Annotated in this window: 26 protein-coding genes; 14 read left to right on the forward strand and 12 right to left on the reverse strand. The window is 69.7% G+C overall.

All coding sequences use genetic code 11. The annotated features are described in order from the left end of the window. Nucleotides 1-53 precede the first annotated feature (53 nt). Complete coding sequence (locus QTI45_RS22060; protein WP_286655900.1) at nucleotides 54-1,259, forward strand: MFS transporter; 1,206 nt, start codon at nucleotides 54-56, stop codon at nucleotides 1,257-1,259. Next, entirely contained in the window at nucleotides 1,256-2,068 is an 813-nt protein-coding gene (gene dkgB, locus QTI45_RS22065) for a 2,5-didehydrogluconate reductase DkgB (protein ID WP_286655901.1), read from the forward strand. Before QTI45_RS22060 ends, dkgB begins: the two co-directional genes overlap by 4 nt. Nucleotides 2,069-2,070: 2 nt before the next feature. Here dkgB and QTI45_RS22070 read toward each other — a convergent pair whose 3' ends face one another. Next, nucleotides 2,071-2,538, reverse strand: a complete 468-nt coding sequence (locus QTI45_RS22070) for a BON domain-containing protein (RefSeq protein WP_286655902.1) — start codon at nucleotides 2,536-2,538, stop codon at nucleotides 2,071-2,073. Between the two features lie 80 nt (nucleotides 2,539-2,618). After that, nucleotides 2,619-2,837 carry a hypothetical protein gene (locus QTI45_RS22075; RefSeq protein ID WP_286368094.1) on the reverse strand — a complete coding sequence of 73 codons (219 nt, stop codon included), beginning with the start codon at nucleotides 2,835-2,837 and terminating at the stop codon, nucleotides 2,619-2,621. 74 nt (nucleotides 2,838-2,911) lie between these two features. On the opposite strand from QTI45_RS22075, the gene QTI45_RS22080 reads away from it, so the two are divergent. Next, nucleotides 2,912-3,583 carry a nitroreductase gene (locus QTI45_RS22080; RefSeq protein ID WP_286368095.1) on the forward strand — a complete coding sequence of 224 codons (672 nt, stop codon included), beginning with the start codon at nucleotides 2,912-2,914 and terminating at the stop codon, nucleotides 3,581-3,583. 9 nt (nucleotides 3,584-3,592) lie between these two features. Here the strand turns inward: QTI45_RS22080 and QTI45_RS22085 are convergent, their stop codons facing one another. Continuing rightward, a complete protein-coding gene (locus QTI45_RS22085) occupies nucleotides 3,593-4,429 on the reverse strand; it encodes a crotonase/enoyl-CoA hydratase family protein (RefSeq protein ID WP_286655903.1) in 837 nt (278 codons plus the stop codon). A 103-nt stretch (nucleotides 4,430-4,532) separates the two neighbouring features. On the opposite strand from QTI45_RS22085, the gene QTI45_RS22090 reads away from it, so the two are divergent. Beyond that, nucleotides 4,533-6,383, forward strand: a complete 1,851-nt coding sequence (locus QTI45_RS22090; RefSeq protein ID WP_286655904.1) for a PhoX family protein — start codon at nucleotides 4,533-4,535, stop codon at nucleotides 6,381-6,383. 25 nt (nucleotides 6,384-6,408) lie between these two features. After that, nucleotides 6,409-6,807, forward strand: coding sequence for a DUF488 domain-containing protein (locus QTI45_RS22095; protein ID WP_286655905.1), 399 nt, complete (start codon nucleotides 6,409-6,411; stop codon nucleotides 6,805-6,807). Nucleotides 6,808-6,825: 18 nt separating this feature from the next. Here the strand turns inward: QTI45_RS22095 and QTI45_RS22100 are convergent, their stop codons facing one another. The 4 genes from QTI45_RS22100 to QTI45_RS22115 are packed head-to-tail and all read right to left on the reverse strand — an operon-like array spanning nucleotide 6,826 to nucleotide 10,319. Beyond that, complete coding sequence (locus QTI45_RS22100; RefSeq protein WP_286368099.1) at nucleotides 6,826-7,806, reverse strand: Bug family tripartite tricarboxylate transporter substrate binding protein; 981 nt, start codon at nucleotides 7,804-7,806, stop codon at nucleotides 6,826-6,828. A gap of 33 nt (nucleotides 7,807-7,839) precedes the next feature. After that, complete coding sequence (locus QTI45_RS22105; RefSeq protein WP_286368100.1) at nucleotides 7,840-8,604, reverse strand: SDR family oxidoreductase; 765 nt, start codon at nucleotides 8,602-8,604, stop codon at nucleotides 7,840-7,842. Continuing rightward, complete coding sequence (locus QTI45_RS22110; protein ID WP_286655906.1) at nucleotides 8,601-9,347, reverse strand: fumarylacetoacetate hydrolase family protein; 747 nt, start codon at nucleotides 9,345-9,347, stop codon at nucleotides 8,601-8,603. Before QTI45_RS22110 ends, QTI45_RS22105 begins: the two co-directional genes overlap by 4 nt. A gap of 18 nt (nucleotides 9,348-9,365) precedes the next feature. Next, complete coding sequence (locus QTI45_RS22115) at nucleotides 9,366-10,319, reverse strand: 2-hydroxyacid dehydrogenase (RefSeq protein WP_286655907.1); 954 nt, start codon at nucleotides 10,317-10,319, stop codon at nucleotides 9,366-9,368. A 94-nt stretch (nucleotides 10,320-10,413) separates the two neighbouring features. On the opposite strand from QTI45_RS22115, the gene QTI45_RS22120 reads away from it, so the two are divergent. Next, nucleotides 10,414-11,559, forward strand: a complete 1,146-nt coding sequence (locus QTI45_RS22120; protein ID WP_286655908.1) for a citrate/2-methylcitrate synthase — start codon at nucleotides 10,414-10,416, stop codon at nucleotides 11,557-11,559. Nucleotides 11,560-11,572: 13 nt separating this feature from the next. On the opposite strand, the gene QTI45_RS22125 is transcribed toward QTI45_RS22120, so the two are convergent. Further along, nucleotides 11,573-12,274, reverse strand: coding sequence for a DUF899 family protein (locus tag QTI45_RS22125; protein ID WP_286655909.1), 702 nt, complete (start codon nucleotides 12,272-12,274; stop codon nucleotides 11,573-11,575). 247 nt (nucleotides 12,275-12,521) lie between these two features. On the opposite strand from QTI45_RS22125, the gene QTI45_RS22130 reads away from it, so the two are divergent. Together QTI45_RS22130 and QTI45_RS22135 are read left to right on the forward strand one after the other, a co-directional pair. Then, the gene (locus tag QTI45_RS22130; RefSeq protein ID WP_286655910.1) at nucleotides 12,522-13,784 is read left to right on the forward strand and encodes a DUF1835 domain-containing protein; all 1,263 of its coding nucleotides are present in this window, start codon (nucleotides 12,522-12,524) and stop codon (nucleotides 13,782-13,784) included. Between the two features lie 82 nt (nucleotides 13,785-13,866). Further along, nucleotides 13,867-14,286 (forward strand): DUF1801 domain-containing protein, encoded by a 420-nt coding sequence (locus QTI45_RS22135; RefSeq protein WP_286655911.1) that lies wholly within the window; start codon nucleotides 13,867-13,869, stop codon nucleotides 14,284-14,286. A 17-nt stretch (nucleotides 14,287-14,303) separates the two neighbouring features. On the opposite strand, the gene QTI45_RS22140 is transcribed toward QTI45_RS22135, so the two are convergent. Then, nucleotides 14,304-14,729: an iron chaperone gene (locus QTI45_RS22140; protein ID WP_286655912.1), complete on the reverse strand. Its 426-nt coding sequence runs from the start codon at nucleotides 14,727-14,729 to the stop codon at nucleotides 14,304-14,306. Between the two features lie 7 nt (nucleotides 14,730-14,736). Then, nucleotides 14,737-15,525, reverse strand: coding sequence for an IclR family transcriptional regulator (locus QTI45_RS22145; RefSeq protein ID WP_286655913.1), 789 nt, complete (start codon nucleotides 15,523-15,525; stop codon nucleotides 14,737-14,739). 92 nt (nucleotides 15,526-15,617) lie between these two features. Between QTI45_RS22145 and QTI45_RS22150 the strand changes: the two genes are divergently transcribed. The 5 genes from QTI45_RS22150 to QTI45_RS22170 are packed head-to-tail and all read left to right on the forward strand — an operon-like array spanning nucleotide 15,618 to nucleotide 20,707. Then, complete coding sequence (locus QTI45_RS22150) at nucleotides 15,618-16,469, forward strand: SDR family oxidoreductase (protein WP_286368109.1); 852 nt, start codon at nucleotides 15,618-15,620, stop codon at nucleotides 16,467-16,469. A gap of 34 nt (nucleotides 16,470-16,503) precedes the next feature. Then, nucleotides 16,504-17,835, forward strand: coding sequence for a flavin-containing monooxygenase (locus QTI45_RS22155; protein ID WP_286368110.1), 1,332 nt, complete (start codon nucleotides 16,504-16,506; stop codon nucleotides 17,833-17,835). Nucleotides 17,836-17,846: 11 nt separating this feature from the next. After that, nucleotides 17,847-18,767 (forward strand): bile acid:sodium symporter family protein, encoded by a 921-nt coding sequence (locus tag QTI45_RS22160; protein WP_286368111.1) that lies wholly within the window; start codon nucleotides 17,847-17,849, stop codon nucleotides 18,765-18,767. A gap of 6 nt (nucleotides 18,768-18,773) precedes the next feature. Further along, a complete protein-coding gene (locus QTI45_RS22165) occupies nucleotides 18,774-19,757 on the forward strand; it encodes an SDR family oxidoreductase (protein WP_286368112.1) in 984 nt (327 codons plus the stop codon). Next, complete coding sequence (locus tag QTI45_RS22170) at nucleotides 19,757-20,707, forward strand: EamA family transporter (protein ID WP_286655914.1); 951 nt, start codon at nucleotides 19,757-19,759, stop codon at nucleotides 20,705-20,707. Before QTI45_RS22165 ends, QTI45_RS22170 begins: the two co-directional genes overlap by 1 nt. Here the strand turns inward: QTI45_RS22170 and QTI45_RS22175 are convergent. Next, the gene (locus QTI45_RS22175) at nucleotides 20,698-21,600 is read right to left on the reverse strand and encodes an SDR family oxidoreductase (protein WP_286655915.1); all 903 of its coding nucleotides are present in this window, start codon (nucleotides 21,598-21,600) and stop codon (nucleotides 20,698-20,700) included. The genes QTI45_RS22170 and QTI45_RS22175 overlap by 10 nt on opposite strands. Before the next feature lie 106 nt (nucleotides 21,601-21,706). On the opposite strand from QTI45_RS22175, the gene QTI45_RS22180 reads away from it, so the two are divergent. Further along, nucleotides 21,707-22,588: a CoA transferase gene (locus QTI45_RS22180; protein ID WP_286655916.1), complete on the forward strand. Its 882-nt coding sequence runs from the start codon at nucleotides 21,707-21,709 to the stop codon at nucleotides 22,586-22,588. A gap of 6 nt (nucleotides 22,589-22,594) precedes the next feature. Here the strand turns inward: QTI45_RS22180 and QTI45_RS22185 are convergent, their stop codons facing one another. After that, on the reverse strand, nucleotides 22,595-23,248 hold the full coding sequence (locus tag QTI45_RS22185; RefSeq protein ID WP_286655917.1) for a peroxiredoxin: 654 nt from the start codon (nucleotides 23,246-23,248) through the stop codon (nucleotides 22,595-22,597). Between the last annotated feature and the right edge of the window lie 52 nt (nucleotides 23,249-23,300).

Genomic DNA, 23,300 nt, shown 5'->3' on the forward strand with positions numbered 1-23,300 from the left:
TTCTGCAAAGGTTCCGCCGCCACACTCGCACCCTGATTCCAAGGAGTGCATTCATGCCCATTGCTTTGCTGGCGCTGACCCTCAGCGCCTTCGCCATCGGGACGACCGAGTTCGTGATCGTCGGCCTGATCCCCACCATCGCGGCCGACCTGCAGATCGGCCTTCCCTCGGCCGGCCTGCTGGTGAGCCTCTACGCGCTCGGCGTCGCCATCGGCGCGCCGGTGCTCACCGCGCTCACCGGCAAGCTGCCGCGCAAGGCGCTTCTGCTGGGCCTGATGGCGCTCTTCACGCTCGGCAACCTGCTGGCCTGGAAGGCGCCGGGCTACGAGACGCTGATCGCGGCGCGCATCCTGACCGGGCTCGCGCATGGCGTGTTCTTCTCGATCGGATCGACCATCGCGACCGGCCTGGTGCCCAAGGACAAGGCCGCCAGCGCGATCGCGATCATGTTCACCGGCCTCACCGTGGCGCTGGTGACCGGCGTGCCGCTGGGCACTTTCATCGGCCAGCATTTCGGCTGGCGCGAGACCTTCCTCGCGGTCTCTGCGCTGGGCGTGGTCGCCTTCGTCGGCAGCGCGCTGTTCGTGCCGAAGGACATCCGCCACACGCCGCCGGCCTCGCTGGCGCAGCAGTTCCGCGTGCTGGGCGAGCCGCGCCTGCTGCTGGTGTACGCCAAGACCGCGATCGGCTACGGCGGCTCCTTCATCCCGTTCACCTTCCTGGCGCCGATCCTGACCGAGGTGTCGGGCTTCAGCCCCGGCGCGGTCGGCGGCGTGATGCTGGTCTACGGCCTGTCTGTGGCGGCCGGCAACATCTGGGGCGGCAAGCTGGCCGACCGGCTGGGCCCGATCCCGGCGCTGAAGATCATCTTCGCGCTGCTCGCGGCCGTGCTGCTGCTGCTGAGCTTCACGGCGCCGCACAAGTGGCTGGCGCTGGCCACCGTGCTGCTGTGGGGCGCGGTCGCCTTCGGCAACGTGCCCGGGCTGCAGGTCTACGTGGTGCAGCAGGCCGAGCGTTACACGCCGGATGCGGTCGATGTAGCCTCCGGCCTCAACATCGCCGCCTTCAACCTCGGTATCGCCGGCGCCGCCTGGGCCGGTGGCCTGGTCGTCACGCACCTGGGCCTGATCCACGCCGGATGGATCGGCGCCCTGGTGGTGCTGGTCGCGCTGGCCCTGACCGCCTGGAGCGGTCGGCTGGACCGCAGGCGCCCCGCTTCTCCCTCCATCGATTTCAACCACCCCAGGACAAGTTCATGAACAACAGCAAGATTCCTCCCTTCGGCCTCGGCACCTTCCGCCTCAAGGGCCAGGCGGCGATCGATTCGGTCGCGACCGGCCTCGAGCTCGGCTACCGTGCCGTCGACACCGCGCAGATCTACGGCAACGAGGCCGAGGTCGGCCAGGCGATCGCCGAGAGCGGCGTGGCGCGCGACGCGCTCTTCGTCACGACCAAGATCTGGACCGACAACTACGCCGCCGACAAGCTGGTCGCCAGTCTCGAGGACAGCCTCGAGAAGCTGCGCACCGACCATGCCGACCTGGTGCTGATCCACTGGCCCTCGCCGGGAGGCGCGGTGCCGGTGGCGGAGTTCATGGGCGCGCTGGCCGAAGCCAAGTCGCGGGGACTCGCCAGGCAGATCGGGGTGTCGAACTTCAACATCGCGCTGCTGCGCGAAGCGATCGCGGCGGTCGGTGCCGAGGAGATCGCGACCAACCAGGTCGAACTGCATCCCTATCTGCAGAACCGCAAGGTGGCGGAGTTCGCCAGCAGCCACGGGATCGCGATCACTTCGTACATGACGCTGGGCTACGGCGCGGTGCTCAAGGACCCGGTGATCGAGCGCATCGCTGCAGCGCATGGCGCGACCCCGGCGCAGGTCACGCTGGCCTGGGCCATGCAACTGGGCCATGCGGTGATCCCCTCGTCGACGCAGCGCGTCAACCTCGAGAGCAACCTGCGCGCGCAACAGCTTCGCCTCGGCCAGGAAGACATGGCGCAGATGGCGGCGCTGGAGCGCAACGGCCGGTTGGTGAGTCCCGAGGGCCTGGCCCCGGCCTGGGACTGAGCTCACATAGCCTTGACTTCGAGCGCGTTGTCGACCGTGGTGACACCCTGGACGCTGCCGGCGAGTTCGCTGGCGCGGGCCTTGGCCGCGGCGCTCGGCGCCGGGCCGCGCAGGTGCACCACGCCGCGCCGGGTCTCGACATCGATGCGGCTGGCGCTCAGTTCGGTGTCGCGGGCCAGGGCCTTGCTGACCGACAGGGTGATCGCGGCATCGTCGATCCCGGCGACGGCGGCGGTGCCGGCGTTCTTGATGGCATCCTTGACGGCCGCGGCATCCTGCCGGGTCTCGGGCGAGGTCACGAAGGCCCGGGTCTTGTCGCGTGCGGTTTCGGCCAGTTCGGCGGCCTTGTTGCCGGCCGCGGCGGCGGTGCGTTCGGCTTCGTTCGCCGATCGCTCGCTGCAGGCGGCGAGGGCCATGAAGGCCAGGCCGAGCGCGAGCGTTTTCAGTCGGAAGTGCTTCGAGGAGTGCATGCCGGCAGTCTATGCCGGCGGGCCGGAGGCGGGTCGCCGATGGCGCCGCGAATGCCTGTAGGCCGACAGCGCATCGCCTCTCAGCGGCAAGGGAAGCGCTTCAACATCGTCCTGCCGAGCGAGGTGATCTCGTTGACCATGGCCGGCGGCTGGGTGTAGCCGTCCAGCGTGCGCAAGGGCTTGGGGATCGTGGCCCTGATGTGCCCCGCCATGCTGAGCACGCGCACGGCGTCGACCTCCGCACCTGCGGTGACGGCGACGGGCAGTTGTTCGGCTGCCAACCGATGGAGTAGGTTCATGGCCACGGCGACAGTATGCCGTTTGTGTCCTTACGCCCTGCTTAAACTCGCCCGACCACTTCTAAGCGAACACCATGCAGATCCAGGAAGCCGTCGCCAGCCGCCATTCCATCCGGGCCTTCCTGCCCACGCCGGTCGACGGCGACACGATCCGCCGGGTCCTGAGCGCAGCGGCCCGCGCACCTTCGGGCGGCAACCTGCAGCCCTGGCACATCGACGTGGTCGCCGGCGATGCGCTGGCGGCGCTGAGGGCGACCCTGCGCGAGAAGCTGTCGCGGGGCGACGAACCCGAAGCGACCGAGTACGACATCTATCCGCCGTCCTTGCGCGCACCCTGGCGCGACCGCCGCTTCCAGGTCGGCGAGGCCATGTACGCGCGGCTCGGCATCCCGCGCGAGGACAAGGCCGCCCGGCGCCGCTGGTTCTCCCGCAACTTCGACTTCTTCGGCGCCCCGCTGGCCCTGTTCTGCTCGGTCGATCGCAGCATGGGCCCGCCGCAGTGGTCGGACCTGGGCATGTACCTGCAGACCGTGATGTTGCTGCTGCGCGGCGAGGGGCTGGACAGCTGCGCGCAGGAGTGCTGGGCGATCTACCCGCAGACCGTCGGCGCGGCGATCGAGCTGCCGGCCGGTCGCATGCTGTTCTGCGGCATGGCGATCGGCCATCGCGATCCGGACCATGCGGTCAACGGCCTCGTGAGCGATCGCGCGCCTGAAGCCGAATGGCTGAGCTTCAAGGGGATCTGAGGCAGCGCCTCAACGCGCGGGCTGCGGGTCGCTGAAGCGCGGCGCCCGCCGCTCGACGTTGGCGCGCACCGCCTCGGTCTGGTTGGCGCTGCCGATCAGCGCCTTCTGTTCGAGCGACTCCGCCAGCAGCAGTTCGGCCGCGCCCGGCACCATCGCCGCGTTGAGCAGCCGCTTGCCGGCGCGGATCGCGTGGGGGCTCTTCAATGCGATCTCGTGCGCCATCGCCAGCGCCTCCGACAGCGGATCGGCCGCGACACGGGTCGCGAAGCCGAGCGCCACCGCCTCCTGGCCCGAGAAGATGCGGCCGGTGAAAGTCAGCTCGCGCACCACGTCGTCGCGGGCCAGTTCGCGCATCAGCACGATGCCGCCCATGTCGGGCACCAGGCCCCACTTGATCTCCATCACCGACATCTTCGTGTCCGCCGCGACCAGCCGCACGTCGGCACCCAGCGCCACCTGGAAGCCGCCGCCGAAGGCCACGCCATGCACCGCGGCGATCACCGGCACCGGCACCTGGCGCCAGACCATGGCCACCTGCTGCGCCGCATTCGAGATGCCGTGGGTGCGCGCCATGATGTCGGCGCTGGCAGCGCCCTCCCCGATCACCGACGACGCGGCGCCGTCCCCCATGCGCTCGAAGGACTTCATGTCGAGCCCGGCGCAGAAGGCCTTGCCGCGGCCGGCCAGGACCACCGCCCGCACCGTCGGGTCGTCGCGCAGGCGGGTGCCGGCGTCGATCAGGGCGTCGAACATGGCCGGGTCGAGCGCGTTCATCTTGTCTGCGCGCGCCATGTGGAGTTCGACCACGCCGTCGGCGTGGCGGATGGATTCGATGCGGTCGTTCACGGTGTCTCCTGGTGTTCGGTTGGGCTACGGTGGAGCGAGTATGGAGGCTCGGCGATGATGCGGCTGTCGCCCAGTCAACAGAGAGACAGAGAGAGAAGCCCTCATGCCGATCGCCCGCCGCCAGTTCCTTCGCTCCGGGAGCGCTGCCGCCCTCGTCGCCCTGGTCGGCGAGGCGCGCGCACGGCCGGCCGGCGACGGCCGACTCGGCTTCGAATCCGTGCCCGCCACCCTTCGCGATGCCGTCACGGTGCCGCCCGGCTACGAGGCGAGGCTGCTCTATCCCTGGGGCGCGCCGACCGGCATCGCGGGTGCCATGCCGGCCTTCGCGCCCGACGCCTCGAACAGCGCCGCCGAGCAGGCGCTGCAGGCCGGCATGCACCACGACGGCATGCACTTCTTCGCGCTGGACGGCCGCGCCGATCGCGGCCTGCTGGTGATGAACCACGAGTACACCGACGAGCAACTGCTGCATCCGGAGGGCGCCCGGCCGATGACTGCCGACAAGGCCCGCAAGTCGCTGCATGCGATGGGCGTCTCGGTGATCGAGGTCGAACTCGGCCCCGACGGCTGGCGCCAGGTCCTGCCGTCCCGCTTCGCCCGCCGGATCCACGGCCACACGCCGATGCGCATCGCCGGCCCCGCCAGAGGCAGCCCGCTCCTGCGCACCGCCGCCGATCCGGCCGGCGAACGGGTCTACGGCACCTTCGCCAACTGCGCGATGGGCGTCACGCCCTGGGGCACCTACCTGAGCTGCGAGGAGAACTTCCAGGTCTACTTCGGTGCCTCGAAGGAGGCGCTGCCGACTGCCGGCGCGGCGCAGCAGCGCTACGGGCTCGGCGCCGGCTCGTGGGTCGACTACTGGCGCGTCGACGAACGCTTCGACCTGGCGAAGAACCCGAACGAATCGAACCGCTTCGGCTGGGTGGTCGAGATCGATCCCTTCGACCCGGCGTCCACGCCGGTCAAGCGCACCGCGCTCGGCCGCAAGCACCAGGAGAGCGCGACCTGCACGCTCACGAAGGACGGCCGGCTCGCGGTCTACATGGGCGACGACTCGAACTTCGAGTACATCTACAAGTTCGTCAGCCGCGACAAGGTGCGGCCCGGCAGCGATGCGGCGGCCCGGGCCGCCAATCGCGACCTGCTCGACCGGGGCACGCTCCACGTCGCACGCTATGACGACGACGGCCGCGGCCGATGGCTCGAACTGCGGCACGGGCTCGGCGGCGTCGATGCGGACAGCGGCTTCGCCGGCCAGGCCGAGGTGCTGATCCATGCGCGGCGGGCGGCCGACATCGTCGGCGCCACGCGCATGGACCGGCCCGAGTGGATCGCGATCGATCCGGCGAGCGGCGAGGTCTATGTCACGCTGACCCACAACGTGTCGCGCGGCCGGCCCGGAATGCCGGCGGCAGATGCCGCCAACCCCCGAGCCGAGAACATCTTCGGCGGCATCCTGCGCTGGCGCGAGGCCGGTGGCGATGCGGCCGCCACCTCCTTCGCATGGGATCACTTCGCGCTGGCCGGCGACCCCGATCTGCCGGGCGCCGGCGCGCGCTATCCGAGCGCCGAGGCCGACGCCTTCGGCTGCCCCGACGGCCTGCACTTCGACAGCGGCGGCCTGCTGTGGATCCAGACCGACATGAGCGGACGCGCGATCGGCCAGGGGCCGATGGCCGCGCTGGGCAACAACCAGATGCTGTGCGCCGACCCGGCGAGCGGGCGCATCAAGCGCTTCCTGGTCGGGCCCAGCGGCTGCGAGGTCACGGGCTGCGTGCTGACGCCCGACCGCCGCAGCCTGTTCGTCAACATCCAGCACCCGGGCGAGACCCGCGAGGGCACGAGCGGCACGCCCAACAGCGCCTGGCCCGACGGCACGCTGCCCGGCAGCGCGCGGCCGCGTTCGGCGACCGTGGTGGTGCGAAGGCGCGACGGCGGTATCGTCGGCACCTGACAGTCCAAGAAGGAGGAACAAGAAAATGCCCATCCGCATCGTTCGCCTCGGCAGCGACCGCGCACCCGGCGAGGGCCTGCGCATCGGCACCGTGCGGCGCCCGCCGCGCGGCGTGCCCAAGGCCGAGTTCGCGTCGCAGAACTGGTACGACGTCTGGTACCCCAACCTCGCACCCTCGGTCGAGACCATGAAGCAGGCGCAGGCCGCCATCGCCTCGGGCGTGCCCGCGCAGTGGGCTGCCTTCGGACGCAAGTACAAGAGCGAGATGGCCGAGCCGGATGCGAGCCGCAGCCTGGACCTGCTGGCCGCGCTGTCGCACCAGAGCGCCCTCTCGGTCGGCTGCTATTGCGAGCAAGAGTCGCGTTGCCATCGCTCCTTCCTGCGTGCGCTGCTGATGGAGCGCGGGGCCGAGATCGCGGATTGAGCACGAACGCCGGCGGACTCACTCCGGCTGGATGCCCGCCTCCTTGACGACCTTGCCCCACTTGGCGAGGTCGGACTTGATCAGCGCGGCGTACTCCTGCGGCGTTCCGCCCTGGATCTCGATGCCCGCAGCCTCCAGCTTGGCCCGCACATCGGGCAGCTTCAGCGCCGCGTTGATTTCGGCATTGAGCTTGGCGACGATCGCCTTGGGCGTGCCGGCGGGCGCCAGGAAGCCGCCATTGGTGTTGGCGTCGTAGCCCTTGAGCCCCTGTTCTTCGGCGGTCGGCACATCGGGCAGCGAGCTGCTGCGCTTGCGCGTCGACACCGCGACGGCGCGGACGTTGCCGGCCTTCACCTGCGACTGGATGGCGCTGACCGTGTCGATGTAGAGCGCGGTGCGCCCGGCCAGCAGATCCGGATGCGCCGCCGAGGAACCCTTGTAGGGCACCAGCAGCATCTGCGCGCCGCTGGCCATGCGGAACATCTCGGCCGCCATCTCCTGCGCGCTGCCGCGACCCGAGGTCGCCACCTTGGCCTGGTCCGGATTGGCCTTCATCCAGGCCACGAATTCGGGCAGCGTCCTGGCGGGAATCTGCGGGTAGATGGCGAACACCAGCGGCACCTCGTGCGTGTAGACGATCGGCTCGAAGCTCTTCTCGGGATCCCAGCCCAGGTTCCTGAACAGGAACTTGTTGGTGTTGTGGCTGCCGCCCACGATGCCGATCGTGTAGCCGTCGGGCGCCGCTTTCGCGAGCACGTCGGTGCCGAGGTTGTTGGAGGCGCCGGGCCGGTTGTCGACCACCACCGGCTGGCCCATCGACAGCGCGAGCTTGTCGCCGACCACGCGGGCGATCGTGTCGATCGCGCCGCCCGGCGGGGCGGGCACGATGATCTTGATCGCGTGGTTCGGATAGGGCTGGGCCTGGGCCGATGCCAGTGCCGGCACCATGGCCAGCGAAGCCGAGACGGCAAGGACCTTGACGAGGGAAGCAAGTTGCATGGGAGTCTCCTTTTTTTACTGGTATCGATGGGTCTAGCCGCGCCCGACGAAGGGCATGGCGCTGGCCATGACGGTCATGTTCAGCACGTTGGCGCTCAACGGCAGCGCGGCGATGTGGCGCACCGCGTCGGCCACGTGCCTGGCGTCCATCATGGGTTCGGGCGCGACTGTGCCGTTGGCCTGCAGGACCCCGCGCGTCATCCGCTCGGACAACTCGGTCAGTGCATTCCCGATGTCGATCTGGCTGGCCACGATGCCGAATGCGCGGCCGTCCAGAGCCAGGGCCTTGGTCAGGCCCGACACCGCGTGCTTGCTGGCGGTGTAGGGCGCGGTGAAGGGACGCGGCGTGTGCGCCGAGATCGAGCCGTTGTTGATGATGCGTCCGCCCTGCGGCGACTGACGGCGCATCAGGCCGAAGGCAGCACGCGCGCACAGGAACACGCCGGTCACGTTGGTGTCGAGCACGCTGAACCATTTCTCCAGCGGCAGTTCGTCCATCGGCAGCGCCGGGGCGTTGACGCCGGCGTTGTTGAACAGCAGGTCCAGCCGGCCGAAGCGGCCTTCGATGGCGGCGAACAGCGCCTGCACGCTGTCGGGGTCGGTGACATCGGTGGGCACGGCCATGGCGATGAGGCCCCGCGTCTCGGCCTCGGCCGCCAGCGCCTGCAGGGGCTCGGCCCGACGGCCGGCCAGCACGACGGCCCAGCCGTCCTCCAGCAGTCCGAGGGCGGCGGTGCGGCCGATGCCGCTGCCGGCGCCGGTGACCAGGGCGATCTTCTTGGAAGTGGTTGCGCTCAAGGGAAAGTCTCCTGATGGGGTGATGCGGATGGGTGGACGGCAAGGATGGGCGCAGGCGCGCGGTCCACGGTCATGGCGATGCGGCCGATGTCCGCGACACCCGCGCTCAGGACATCGCCGGGCGCAAGCGGGCCCACGCCCGCAGGCGTGCCGGTGAAGATCAGGTCGCCGGGCGCAAGCGCGATCGACCTCGACAGCATGGCGACCAGTTCAGGCACCGGCCACAAGAGTTCGGACAAGTCGGCGCGCTGGCGCTCGATGCCGTTGACCGCCAGCCACACGGCCCCCTGCCTCGGGTGGCCGCAGGTCGCAGCCGGCACGATCGGCGTGCAGGGGGCCGAGTGGTCGAAGGCCTTGGCGGCCTCCCAAGGACCACCGGCACGCTTGGCCTGCTGCTGCAGGTCGCGCCGCGTGAGATCCAGTCCGGCGGCATAGCCCCAGACGTGATGCGGCTCCACCTGCGCCGGGGCGATGTCCCGTCCGCCGCGTCCGATGGCCACCACCATCTCGATCTCATGGCAGAAATCGCCGGTCCCCGGTGGCCAAGGCAGGAGGCCGTGCGCGGGCACGACGGCGGTGGCGGGCTTCATGAACCAGGCGGGCATCTCCCGCGGCTTCGGCTCGCCGACGGCCCAGCTGTAGTTGCGGCCGATGCAAAACACGCGGCCCACCGGAAAGGCCGCCGAGCTGCCCGCCACGGGCAGGCGCGTCGGTGCCGGCGCGGGGAAGACGAGATCGCTCATGTGGGCTCGCCCTGCGGCTCAGGTGGTGAGACTCATCGCGGGGCGTTCGCCTGCGAGGGCCTGGGCGATACCGGCCAGCACCATTTCGCCCATGGCGGTCCGGGTCTCCCAGGTGGCGCTGGCGCGGTGCGCCTGGAGGGTCACGCTGTCGGACTGGCGCAGCGCGAGCGGCACGCGGGGTTCGTCGACGAACACGTCGAGGCCCGCGCCGGCGATGCGACCGGCGGCAAGCGCTGCTGTCAGGTCGGCCTCGTTGACCAGGCGGCCGCGGGCGACGTTGACCAGGAAGCCGCGCGGTCCGAGCGCATCGAGCACCGCGGCGTCGACGATGCCTTCGGCCGAGTCCGCCGCTGCGCACAGCACCAGCGCGTCGGAGTCGCGCGCGAGGTCCACCAGGCTGGGCACGAAGCGGTGCGCGATGTCGTCCATGGCGCGCAGGTCGGTATAGCCGATCGGGCAGCCGAAGGCCGCCGCACGCAGCGCGACCGCACGCCCTACCCGCCCCATGCCGACGATGCCGACCCGCATACCGCTGAAACGGCGCGCCAGCGGGATGGCGCTGGGCTGCGGGAAGCGCTCCCATTGGCCGTCGCGCACGAAGCGGTCGCCGGCACACAGGTTCCGGCAGGCGGCGATCAGCAGGCCGATGGCAAGGTCGGCGACATCTTCGGTCAGCGCACCCAGGGTCGCGGTGACGGGCAGGCCGCGCTCCCGGCAATACGCGAGATCGACCGCGTCGGTGCCGACGCCATTGACCGCCACGACCTTGATGCCGGGCAACTGCTCCAGCATGGCGCGCGAGATCCCGGTGTGGCCGCCGGTGATGACGGCATCGATGGATGCGCCATGTTCGCGCAGCCAGCCTTGCGGGTCGCTGGCCTCGAAATACCTGTGGACGGTGTAGCGCGCGGCGAGTTCTTCGTTGATCTCGGGGATCAGGATCGGGTTGAGTTGCAGGACCTGGGGTTTCATGCCTGCATGCTAGTTAATCGTTGATTTAATCGTCAATCTTGATGTATAAAATCAACATAAAACTTCTTCCCCGGCCATGGCATCCTGGATTTCGATGAGCGAGGCATGCGAGCGCCTCGGCGTGCAAGCGCAGACCGTCTACGCCTACGTGAGCCGCGGCAAGCTCGAAGTCATGCCCGACCCGACCGACACCCGCCGCAGCCTCTACCGCGCCGAGGATGTCGCCGGCCTCGCCCGGCGCAAGCAGGCCGGCCGCAAGCACGAGACACTGGCCGCCAACACGCTGTTCGGCTCGGAGCCCAGCATTCCGACCGCGCTCTGCGCCTTCTTTCGCGGCCGCCCCTACTACCGGGGCCAGGATGCCGTGGCCCTCGCCCGGTCGGCCGACCTGGAAGACGTGGCCCAGCTGTTGTGGGACGCCGGGCAGGCCGTCGACTTCTCGTGCGCGACGCCGATGCGCGCCGACAAGCCCGGGCGCGTCGCCGCCTTCACCTTCCTGGCCGGCATGGCGGCCGCGGGGCATTCCACGCGGGGACGCCTGACCCGGGTGCTGCACGCCGAGGGCCAGGGCCTGGTGGGCCAGCTGGCAACCGAGTTCGGTGCCCGGCCCGGACAGCAGCCCCTGCATCTGCGCTTCGCCAAAGGCTGGAAGCAATCGGCCCAGGTGGCGGAGCTGCTGCGCACGGCGATGGTCTTGCTGGTCGACCACGAGCTGACCAGTTCGGCATTCGTGGCCCGCATCGCGGCCTCGACCGGCGCCTCGCTGCCGGCCTGCCTTCTGGCCGGCCTCACCACGCTGTCGGGTCCCCTGCATGGCGATGCCTCGGGCCGGGTCCAGGCGCTCTTCAGCGAAGTGGAGCGCCTCGGCGATGACCAGGTGGTGGCCCACTACCTGTCGACCGGCCTGCCACTGGCAGGATTCGGCCACCACCTCTATCCCGACGGCGATCCGCGCGCGGCCGCCCTGCTGGCGTTGTTCGAACCTCCGGAGGCGATCGCGCGCTTCATCGAGAAGGTCACGCAGCTGACCGGCCTGCAGCCCAATATCGACGTCGCCCTGGCGGCCCTGGTGGCGCACCATCGGCTGCCCGCCGATGCGGCCTTCGGCCTGTTCGCCACGGCGCGCAGCGTGGGGCTGCTGGCACACAGCCTCGAGCAGTTGGGCGTGGCGCAGGTGATCCGGCCGCGCGGGCGCTATGTGGGGCCGATGCCCGATACGGCGCAGGCGGCCGCCACCTGAGCGCGGGGCGCGCTCAGTAGTTGAGACTGGGGTACCAATCGCTGCCGCGCCCCCCGGGCGTCAGGTCGAGCACCGACCACAGCGAAGCGATGTCGGGGGCGTCCCGCGGGTCCTGTCCGGGGTCCGCCATCTCGCGGGTCATCTCGGCCGCCCAGAAAAGCCGCACCTCGTCGCCTTCGCGGCGGTAGACCACCAGGGCCGGGTATTCGCTCCCGTCGGGGGTCAGCAGGCCGAGGTCGTTGGCGTAGTCGTCGCCGATGGTCTGCACGAAGTTCAGGTCGCGCCAACCGCGCTCCTGCGCGAACGCGAACTGACGATCCACCGGCGAGCGACCCAGGATCTTGAGCGCCACCCGCTGCTTGATGTCGGCCGCATTGCCGTTCACCGCGCCGAGCCAGTTGGTGCACATGGGGCACGGCCTTTCGCGCTGCGGCCCGTACATCCAGAAGTAGGTGACGAGCGTGTCCTTGTCGCCGAAGAGATCGCGCAGTCCCACCTCGAACGCCTGCTCGTCCTTGAAGCGGTAGTCCTTCTCGATCACGGGCCCGGGGGGCAGCGCGCGGCGCTGCTCGACCAGCCGCGTCATGTGGCGGCGAAACTCGATCTCTTCGGCCAGCAGGGCCTTGCGCGCGGCGTCGTAGGCGGCGGACGCGCCGGGGAATGGCGTCCTGGCCTTCTGCGCGAGTTCTGCCGCAGGGATGAGGTGGTCTTGCATGCATTGCTCCTGGAATCGTTTTGCGTGGGACGCGCCCGATCAGCAAAGTGCAGCAGGCGACTGCGGATGCGGGTAGGCCAAGCCGCGTGAGGCATGCAGGCGGCCTCCTGCAAGGCCTCTGTTTAGAATCCGCGCTGGCGTTCTCCACGCCTCCCGTCCGCGGAAAGGGCTGCGCCCAGGTTCGAACCCGAATCGCATTCCATGCGACTCCCGGCCTCCAGCGGACACGGCCGACACCGGAGATCGTATGTCCAGCGAACATCGCAGTTCGGCCCACAGCGGCCACATCAACCTCGAGCAGCAACGCAAGCGCGCCAAGGAGCTTCTGCTGCGGCTCAAGGACGGCTCGGCGCTCGCCGAGCTGGCCCTCCTCGCACGCCAGGCGCCCCTGCCAGCGGTACCTCGACTGGCCGACGCGCAATGGCTGATCGCGCGCGAGCACGGCTTTGCGAGCTGGCCCAGGCTCAAGGCCCATGCCGATGCGGTCGATTTCGCGGCCCGGCATCCCAGCTTCGCGGCCGACGACGAGGCCGGCACGCAGCACTGGCGCTGCGGCAACGACATCGCCCACTCGCTGCAGCTCGCCGGCTTTCGCGGCGAGTTCCACATGTTCGCGGATCCTCTGTGCATGGGGCCGGCGCCGGAGCTGCCGGAGGCCGAGTTCCTGGCCCTCCGCAGCGCCTTCGTGAGCAGCGCTTTCGGCATGCCGATCGCCGACGCGCAGCGCCGCATGCAGGATGAATATCGCGGCCTGGCGCGCATCGGCGAAGCCAGGCGGGCGGTGCTCTGGTGCGACGCCGACGCCTACGACCAGTTGTTCCTGATCGCGGTGCTGGCCGGACTGACGACGCCGCCCGAGAAGCTGGAGCTGATCGAAGTCGACCGCATCCCCAGCGTCGAACGCTTCATCGGCATCGGCCAGTTGGCGCCCGATCTGCTCGCTTGGCTGTGGCCCCAGCGCCGTCCGCTCGGCGCCGATGCGCTGGCACTGGCGCGCCGCGCCTGGAAGGCCTACCGCGCGCCCTCGCCAGAGGCCTGGGCCGAGATCGCCGCGGGCGAAACGCCCTCGCTGCCGTTCCTGGCACCGGCGTTGCGGCGCCAACTGCTGGAGCTGCCTTCGCTGCGCGATGGACTGTCGCTGACCGAACGGCTGGTGCTGCAGATCGTCGACGAGCTCGGCCGGCCCACGCTGGGCCAGGTCTTCGCCGAGTCGCATGGCCACCGCGAACCGCTGCCCTTTCTCGGGGACCTGATGTTCCATGTGCTGGTGCGCGCCTTGATCGACGCACCCGCGCCGCTGCTGCGCGAGTTCGATGCTCACCTGGACTGGCCCCGGCGGCCGCTCGAACTGACTGCGCTGGGCCGGCGCATCCTCGCCGGCGAGGCCTGCTGGACCGACCATGCAGCCGCCGCGCGCTGGGTCGGCGGCGTGCGCATCGAGCCCGGCCGCCCCCACTGGGCGATCGACGAGCGGCTGGTGCCGAGGTGGCGTTCATCCGGCGCTCGATGACGTCACGTTCTTGATCTTGCGCCGAGGCGGGCTATCCTCCGGTGCCTTCAAAGGGACTCCACGGAAATTGCAAGGCGGACACATGACCCAGTCGGACAAGAACCCAGGCCAGTCGGCATCGGAACTCATCTCCCGAAGAATCGCGGAGCTCGGGGATTGGCGCGGCCAGACCCTGGGCAGGATGCGCAAGCTGATCCACGAAGCGGTGCCGGAAGTCGTCGAGGAGTGGAAGTGGATGGGCACGCCGGTGTGGTCGCACGACGGCATCCTGTGCACCGGCGAGTCCTACAAGGACAAGGTGAAGCTCACCTTCGCCAAGGGCGCGGCGCTGAAGGATCCGAGCCATCTCTTCAACGCCAGCCTCGACGGCAATGTCCGCCGCGCGATCGACATCCACGAAGCGGACGAAGTCGACGAGCCCGCCTTCAAGGCCCTCATGCGCGAGGCGGCCGCACTCAACAGTGCCGGCAAGGCGAAGGCGTCGAAGAAGCCGAAGTCCTGAAGCCTGCGGGTGCGGATTCACCAGAAGGCGTCGTCTTCGCGTTCCGCCACGACCCGGACACGGTACGTGGCGATCCTGCGGATCAGGTCCTCGGGCAGGCTCTGGGCGTAGGGAATCTTCAGCATGCCCTTGGTGGTCTTGTGCGCTTCCAGTTCCTTGCCGAACGCCGCCAGGCCCGACTCGGTGGGCGCGAAGTTGAGGTGCGCCTTGTGCGCCGAGAACGCGAACAGGAAGCGCGGCTCGACGAAGAAAGGGGTTCCCCACTTGATCGCCTCCTCGGCTTGCGGCGCGACCTCCTTGAGGATCGCGTACAGCCGGCGCAGATGCGGCTGGCCCTCGCGCGGCGCAGCCCGGATGTAGGCGGCGATGGAGGTCGGATGCTTGACTGCCGCCTTCTTGGGTTGAACACGGACGCCTGGCGTCATCGGCTGTTGGTTGCTCATGCTCGTATCAGCGCATCGCGCGCGCAATCCCCTGCGCCGCGATGCGCAGCTTGTCCAGCTGCTGCAGCGCCTGCGGCAGCGGCATGCGCACCGCCGGCGCCTGAAGCGCCACGGCGCAGCGCACCGGGCCGTGGGCGTCGTCGCGCACCGGCACCGCGACGCACACGAGGCCGTCGATGAATTCCTCGGCATCGACCGAATGGCCGTCCTGCCGGATGCGCTCGAGTTCGCCCTCGAGCGCCTCGCGCGATCCGAGCGTGTGGGCGGTGTAGCGCTGGTAGCCGAGCCCGTCGAGCAGCCGCTCGCGCTGCGGCTTCGGCAGGTGCGCCAGGAACAGCTTGCCGCTGGCCGAGCAATGCAGCGGCACGCGCGAGCCGGGCCCGAGCTCGAGCCGCAGCGGGAAGGCGGTCTCGACGCGGTCGAGGTAGATCACCTCGGCGCCCGACAGCGCCGTGAGGTTGCAGGTCTCGCCGACATCGGCCACCAGCTGGCGCAGCACCGCGTGCCTCACGCCGGTCGAGGAACTGCTGCGAAGCACGGTCTCGGCGAAGCGCATCAGGCGCGGCGTGATCGCATAGCGCCGGCCATCGCCTCCGCGCGCCAGCAAGCCGCCGACCTCCAGCTGCTGCAGCATCCGGTGCACCGAAGGCTTGGGCTGGCCGCTCAGGCGCACGATGTCGACCAGGGTCTGCGGCTCGGACGCGGAGCACACCAGTTCCAGCAATTGCAGCAGGCGCAGCCCCGGAGTGGCAGCCTGTTCGGTCTCCTCGGAGGGAGGAATCTCTGAATAAACCATCATAAATCTCGAAAAACGAGACGATCGAAACAATAATTCCGAGATTTTGCCGCAGATTCGCTAAAGTACCCAGCGGTGACATTGCGATTCCGATGAATTTTCCTCTAGACAACCTGGTGATCACAGGCGCCTGCGGCGGCCTGGGCCGCGCCTTGGCGGCGCAGGCGCTGGGCCGTGGGGCCAAGGTCGCGCTGGTCGGGCTCGATCGCGCCACGCTCGAAACGCTGGCCGCGACCGCGCCGGGGCGCTGCATCGTCTATACGCCCGACGTCAGCGACAGCGTCGCGATGCAAGCCATGGCCGAAGACTGGGCCAGCCGCTTCGGCACGCCCGACGCCGTGATCGCCAACGCCGGCGTGGCCGGCGGCTTCGACACCGCGCAGGCTTCCGACCTGGCGGTGTTCCGCCGCATCCTCGAGATCAACCTGCTCGGCGTCGCCACCACCTTCCAGCCCTTCGTCGCGCCGATGCGCGAGCGCGGCCGGGGCATGCTCGCCGGCATCGCGAGCCTGGCCGGCCGCCGCGGCCTGCCAGGCAACGGCGCCTACTGCGCCAGCAAGGGCGGCCTGATCCGCTACCTCGAGAGCCTGCGGGCCGAACTGCGCACCAGCGGCGTCGGCGTCTGCACCGTGAGCCCGGGCTACCTGCGCACCGCGCTGACCGCCGGCAACCGCTTCGCGATGCCGGGACTGATGGCGCCCGAAGCCGCGGCCAGCGCCATCCTGCACGCGCTCGCGCAAGGGCAGGAGCAGCTGGTGCTGCCGCGCCGCCTGGGCTGGCTGTCGAGTGCGCTCGGCCTGCTGCCCGACGCCTGGCACGACGCCCTGCTGCTGCGCCAGCCGCGCAAGCCGCGCGCGGGCGATCCCGGCGCGACGCCGATCCCGGGCCTGTCCGCCGATGCGGCGCCCCGCGTGCCCACACCCAACGAACCCAGCGCGCGCTGAGCGCTGTCCCCCTTTTCCGCCGGAGTCTTCTTTCGTGAGCCAACCCGTGTCCGCACCCGTGCCTTCGCACCAGCAAATCGCCCTGATCGGCGCCGGCCCCTCGGGGCTCGCCGGCGCCCGCAACCTGCAGAAGCTCGGCATCCCGTTCCAGGGTTTCGAGGCCTACGCGGATGTCGGCGGGCTCTGGAACATCGGCAATCCGCGCAGCACGGTCTACCAGTCGGCGCATCTGATCTCGTCCAAGCGCACCACCGAGTTCGCCGAGTTCCCGATGGCCGACAGCGTGGCCGACTATCCGAGCCATACCGAGCTGAGCCGCTACTTCAGCGACTTCGCGGACCACTTCGACCTGCGCCGCCACTTCCGCTTCGGCACCCGCGTGATCCGCGTCGAGCCGGTGACCGAGAGCGCCTCGACGCTCTGGCGCGTGAGCGTGGACGCCGGCGACGGCCGCATCGAGAGCGCCGAATACAAGGGCGTCATCATCGCCAACGGCACGCTGTCCGAACCCAGCATGCCGCGCTTCGAGGGCCGCTTCGACGGCGAACTGCTGCATACCTCGGCCTACAAGCATGCGCGGCTGTTCGAGGGCAAGCGCGTGCTGGTGGTGGGTGCCGGCAACAGCGGCTGCGACATCGCGGTCGACGCGGTGCACTACGCGAAGAGCGTCGACATCTCGGTGCGCCGCGGCTACTACTTCGTGCCGAAGTACATCTTCGGCAAACCGGCCGACACGCTCGGCGGCAAGCGGCCGCTGCCGGCCTGGATCAAGCAGAGGCTCGACGCCAAGGTGCTCAAGTGGTTCACCGGCGACCCGGTGCGCTTCGGCTTCCCGAAGCCCGACTACCGCATGTACGAATCGCATCCGGTGGTGAACTCGCTGGTGCTGCACCACATCGGCCACGGCGACATCGGCGTGCGCGCCGACATCGCGCGCTTCGACGGCCACACGGTGCAATTCAAGGACGGCAGCGCGCGCGACTACGACCTCATCCTGTGCGCCACCGGCTACAAGCTGCACTACCCCTTCATCGACCGCACCTGGCTCAACTGGCAGGGCATGGCGCCCAAGCTCTACCTCAACATCTTCGCGCCGGGCTTCGACAACCTGGCGGTGCTCGGCATGATCGAGGCCAGCGGCATCGGCTGGCAGGGCCGCTACGAGCAGGCCGAACTGGTGGCGCGCTACTTCAAGGCCCAGTCCGAAGGCCGTCCGCAGGCGGCCGCGATGAAGCAGGCCAAGGCCGGCCCGACACCCGACCTCTCGGGCGGCTACAGCTACCTGAAGCTCGAGCGCATGGCCTACTACGTCAACAAGGACGCCTATCGCCGCGCCGTGCGTGAAGCCGCCGCGACGCTGGCCTGAGAAAGCCGAACATGCTGCCTGTCGACGAAATCCGACTCAACTTCAACCCGGCCTCGCTGATCGCGCTCAACGCGGTGCTCGGCTTCCTGATGTTCGGCATCGCGCTGGACACCCGCGTCGCCGACTTCAAGCGCGTCGCGCGAATGCCGGTGGCGATGGCGGTCGGCATCGCGGCGCAGTTCATCGTGCTGCCGGCGGTCACCTTCGGCCTCACGCTGCTGCTGAACCCGGCGCCGAGCATCGCGCTGGGCATGATCCTGGTGGCCTGCTGTCCGCCGGGCAACGTGTCGAACATCCTGACCCACCGCGCCAACGGCAACGTGGCCCTGTCGGTGTCGATGACCGCGATCTCGAACCTGATCTCGATCGTCGTGATGCCGCTCAACTTCGCCTTCTGGGGCGGCCTGCATCCCGCGGCCGCACCGCTGCTTAAGACCATCGCGCTCGACCCGGCCGAGATGGTGCTGCACATCATCGCGATCATCGGCGCGCCCTTCGTGATCGGGCTGGCCTGCTCGCACTGGCTGCCGCGGCTCACCGAACGCATCAAGAAGCCGGCGCGCATCCTGAGCTTCGTCTGCCTGATCGGCTTCATCCTGGCGGCGATCGCCGGCAACTGGCGCTACTTCCTCGACTACGTGGGCCTGGTGCTGCTGGCGGTGGTGCTGCACGACACGCTGGCCTTCGCCACCGGCTACGCCTGCGCCAGCGCCACCGGCCTGGCCGAGTACGACCGCCGCGCGGTCAGCTTCGAGGTCGGCGTGCGCAATGCCGGCCTCGGCCTGGTGCTGATCTTCAGTTTCTTCGGCGGCCTCGGCGGCATGGCGGTGGTCGCCGGCGTCTGGGGCTTCTGGGACATCATCGCGGGCCTCGGGCTCGCCGCCTGGTGGGCGCGCCGCCCCCTGACTTCACCGGCCGCGCGTTCGGCCTGATTCCCCATGGTTGCAGTTCTGCCCATCGCGGCGCGGCGGGTGCTCGTCACCGGCGCCGACGGTTTTCTCGGCCGCACGGTGGTGGCCGCCCTCGCCTCGCTGCCCGACATCGATTGCGTGGTCGCACTCGACGTCCGCGAGGTGCCGGCGATGCGCCGCGTGCCCGGCGTCGGCTATGCCGTGCAGGACGTGCGCGACGCCGGGATCGGCGCCACGCTGAAGCAGCACGCGATCGACGCCGTGGTGCACCTGGCCTCGATCGTCACGCCCGGCCCCGGCAGCACGCGCGAGTTCGAGCATTCGGTCGACGTGCTCGGCACCCGCAACGTGCTCGAGGCCTGCGTGGCCCATGGCGTGCGCCACATCGTGGTGTCGTCGAGCGGCGCCGCCTACGGCTACCACGCCGACAACCCGGCCTGGATCGACGAGAACGATGCGCTGCGCGGCAATCCCGCCTTCGCCTACTCTGACCACAAGCGGCTGGTGGAGGAGATGCTGGCCGAGTACCGCGCGCGGCATCCAGCGCTGCAGCAGACGGTGCTGCGCATCGGCACGATCCTGGGCACGCAGGTGCACAACCAGATCACGGCGCTGTTCGACAAGCCGCGCATCCTTGCGATCCGCGGCAGCGACAGCCCCTTCGTCTTCATCTGGGACGAGGACGTGACCGGCTGCGTGGTGCACGCGATCAAGACCGGCCACACCGGCTGCTTCAATGTCGCGGGCGACGGCGCACTGACCCTGCCGCAGATCGCAGCCTTGCTGCGCAAGCCGCTGCTGTCGATCCCGGCGCCGCTGCTCCGGCTCGCGCTCGCAGTCGGCTCGCGGCTCGGCATCAGCCGCTACGGCCCCGAGCAGCTCGACTTCCTGCGCTATCGCCCGGTGCTGTGCAACAAGCGGCTCAAGACCGAGTTCGGCTACGTGCCGAAGAAGACCAGTCTCGAGGCCTTCATGGCCTTCAAGGCGGCCCGCGCCCGGCGCGCGCCCTGATGAGCACGAATCCGCCTCTGGCCCTGAGTCGCGCCGACCTCGCCCGCGCGCTGTGCGTGGTGCTGATCTGGGGCCTGAACTTCGTCGTCATGAAGCTCGGGCTGCAGGGCCTGAGCCCGATGCTGCTGGGCGCGCTGCGCTTTGCTGCCGCCTCGCTGCCGCTGCTGATGTTCGTGGCGCGTCCGGCGATGCCCTGGCGCTTCCTCGCGGCCTACGGGCTGGCGCAGGGCGTGGGCCAGTTCGGGCTGTTGTTCCTCGGCCTGCAACTCGGCATGACCGCCGGCATGGCCTCGGTCGTGATGCAGACCCAGGCCTTCTTCACGCTGCTGCTGGCCGGGCCGCTGCTCGGCGAACGGGCCCAACGCAACCAGTGGCTCGGTCTCGCGGTGGCGCTGGCGGGCCTGCTGGTGATTGCCACGGCGCACGGCGACGGCCCCGGCCAGATGACGCTGATCGGCTTCATCCTCACCCTCTCGGCCGCCTTCATGTGGGCCGCCTCGAACGTCGTGGTTCGCTTCGCGGTGCGGACCGCGCCGGGCTACGACCCCTTCGGCTTCATCGTCTGGAGCAGCCTGGTGCCGGTGCTGCCCTTCACCCTGCTGGCAGTGGCGATGGACGGCCCGGCGCAGGTGCTGCGGCAGATCGGCGGGCTCGACCTGCGCGCGCTGCTGGCCGTGCTGTTCCTGGCCTGGTTCGCGACCCTGCTGGCCTACACGCTCTGGACCCGGCTGCTGCAGCGCCATCCGGCCGGCCGCGTGGTGCCGTTCTCGCTGCTGGTGCCGGTGGTCGGACTGGCGGCCGCGGCGCTGGCCTTCGGCGAGCAGCCGAGCCCGGCGCAATGGCTCGGTACCGCGGCGGTGCTGGCCGGGCTGGTGATCAACCAGGGCATGGCCGGCCGGGCCTGGGGCCGGTTGACCCGCCGGCCGGCGGGCGTTCGACCTCAGCGCTGAGCCTTGTCCTTCGAGTTCTGTGCCTCGATGCGCTCGCGTGCCGCGAGCCAGTCGGCATCGCTCCACTGCCGCAGTTCGTAGAAGTTGCCGCCGGTCGCCAGCGCGCTGCCGCCATCCATCATGATGCTCTGGCCGGTGAGCCAGTCGCACTGGCCGCGTGCCATCAGGAAAGTCGCGAGGTTCTGCAGTTCGCTCATCATCCCGGTGCGCGCCATCGGGTTGAGCGCCTTGCTGCGTGCCCCGGGCTCCTCGCCGGGATTCAGCCGCTTGCTCATGCCCTCGGTCGGGATCTCGCCCGGGCCGACCGCGTTGAGCCGGATCCCGTAGCGCGCCCATTCGACCGCCAGCGACTTGGTCATCACCTCGATGCCGGCCTTGCTCATCGCCGACGGCACCACATAGGGGCTGCCGTTGTCGACCCAGGTGACGATGATGCTCATGACGCTGCGGAAAGGATCGCCGGCCTTCCATCGGCCCTCCTTCGCCTCCGCCACCCAGCGCTTGCCCACCGCCTGCGTGACGTAGAAGCTGCCGTGAAAGACGATGTTGGCGACCGCGTCGAAGGCGCGCGGCGACAGCGCCTCGGTCGGCGAAACGAAGTTGCCCGCCGCATTGTTGATGAGCCCGGTCAACCCGCCCGACTGCCAGAGGCTCTCGATCATCTCGTCGACCGCCTGGGCATTCCGGATGTCGACGCCGAAGGTGTCGACGCGCCTCCCCGGAAACCGGGTGCGCCAGTCGGCTGCGGTCTCCTCGCAGACGCTCTGGCGCCGGCCGCAGATCGCCACATCGGCGCCGAGGTCCAGGAAGCGCTCGGCCATCGAGCGGCCGAGGCCGGTGCCACCGCCGGTCACCAGGATGCGCTGGCCGGCCATCAGATCGGTTTGAAACATGGATGTCTCCTTGTCGGGGTGTTGCTGAACGGATCGCAAGGTGCATCGTAGGCCGGCGGCGGCAAGCCGGTAAGCTCCGAGGCGACACACTCCCAAGGACGCCCTCATGCCGAATCCCGTCTCTCCCGAACCTGCATTCGCGCCGCTGGCCGGCGTGCGCGTGCTGAGCCTGGCGCTGAACCTGCCCGGTCCGGCCGCCCTGCTGCGCTGCCGCAACATGGGCGCGACCTGCCTCAAGTTCGAGCCGCCCGCGGGCGATCCGATGGGCCTCTACAACGCCGCCGCTTATGCCGCGCTGCACGCGGGCGTCACCGTGGAGGTCGTCGATCTCAAGGCCGACGCCGGCCGCGCGCGCCTGCACGAGGCGCTGGGCCAGACCGATGTGCTGCTGACCTCGTTCAGGCCCTCGGCACTGGCCAAGCTGGGGCTGGGATGGACGGCGCTGCAGGCCCTGCATCCGCGGCTGTCGCAGGTCGCGATCGTCGGCGCGCCCGGCGAGCGCGCCGAGGAGCCCGGCCACGACCTGACCTACCTGGCCGAGAGCGGCCTGGTCACCGGCACCGCGCTGCCGCCGACCTTGTTCGCCGACATGGGCGGCGCGCTGCTCGCGAGCGAAGCCGTGCTGCAGGCGGCCCTGCGCACCGGGGCTTCGCACACCGCCGGCGTCTATCTGGAAGTCGCGCTCAATGCGGCTGCCGACTGGCTCGCACTGCCGCGGACCTGGGGCCTGACGACGCCCACGGGCGCGGTCGGCGGCGCCCATGCGGGCTACCGCGTCTACCCCTGCGCGGATGGCCGGGTGGCGGTCGCGGCGCTCGAGCCGCACTTCGCGGCGCGCCTCTGCGAAGCAGCCGGCCTGGCGCCGGCGAACATGTTCGCGTCCGGGACGCACGAAGCGCTCGCCGGCTGGATCGGCACCCGCACGCGCGACCAGCTCGAGGCCATGGCGCGCGAGCGCGACGTGCCCCTGCTCACGCTCGCCGACTGATTCGGCCTACTTCGGCGCCTTGGCGGTCCGCAGGTAGGGCAGCTTGATGTCGATGCTGCCGTACTTTTCGCGCGCCTGGTCGTCATTGAGCGCGAGCGCGACGATGACATCCTCGCCCACGGTCCAGTTGGCAGGCGTCGCCAGCGGAACGTTGAAGGTCAGCTGCAAGGCATCCAGGGCGCGCAGCACCTCGGCGAAATTGCGGCCCACCGACATCGGGTAGGTCATCGAGAGCTTGAGCTTCTTGTCCGGACCGATGATGAACACCGAGCGCACCGTCGCGGTGTCGGCGGGGGTGCGGCCATCGGGCAGGTAGGCTTCGGCCGGCAGCATGTCGAAGGCCTTGGACACCTCCAGGCCTTCGTCGGCAATGATCGGGAAGCCGGCCTTGACGCCGGCGACGCCTTCGATGTCGCCCTTCCATTTCTGGTGCGAAGCCACGCCGTCGACGGAGACCCCGACCACCTTGGTGCCGCGCTTGGCCCACTCGTCGGCCAACTGCGCGACCACGCCGAACTCGGTCGTGCACACCGGCGTGAAGTCCTTGGGGTGGGAGAAGAGGATCGCCCAGCCCGAGCCGATCCAATCGTGGAAGTTGATGGGTCCCTGGTCGGTATCGGCCGAGAAATCGGGAACGAGATCGTTGATGCGCAATGCCATGGCAGTGTCCTCCTAGGTTGTCGAAAACCCATCGAGTTTGCCACTATCGCGA

The organism is Variovorax saccharolyticus (assembly GCF_030316765.1).
Lineage (GTDB): Bacteria > Pseudomonadota > Gammaproteobacteria > Burkholderiales > Burkholderiaceae_C > Variovorax > Variovorax saccharolyticus.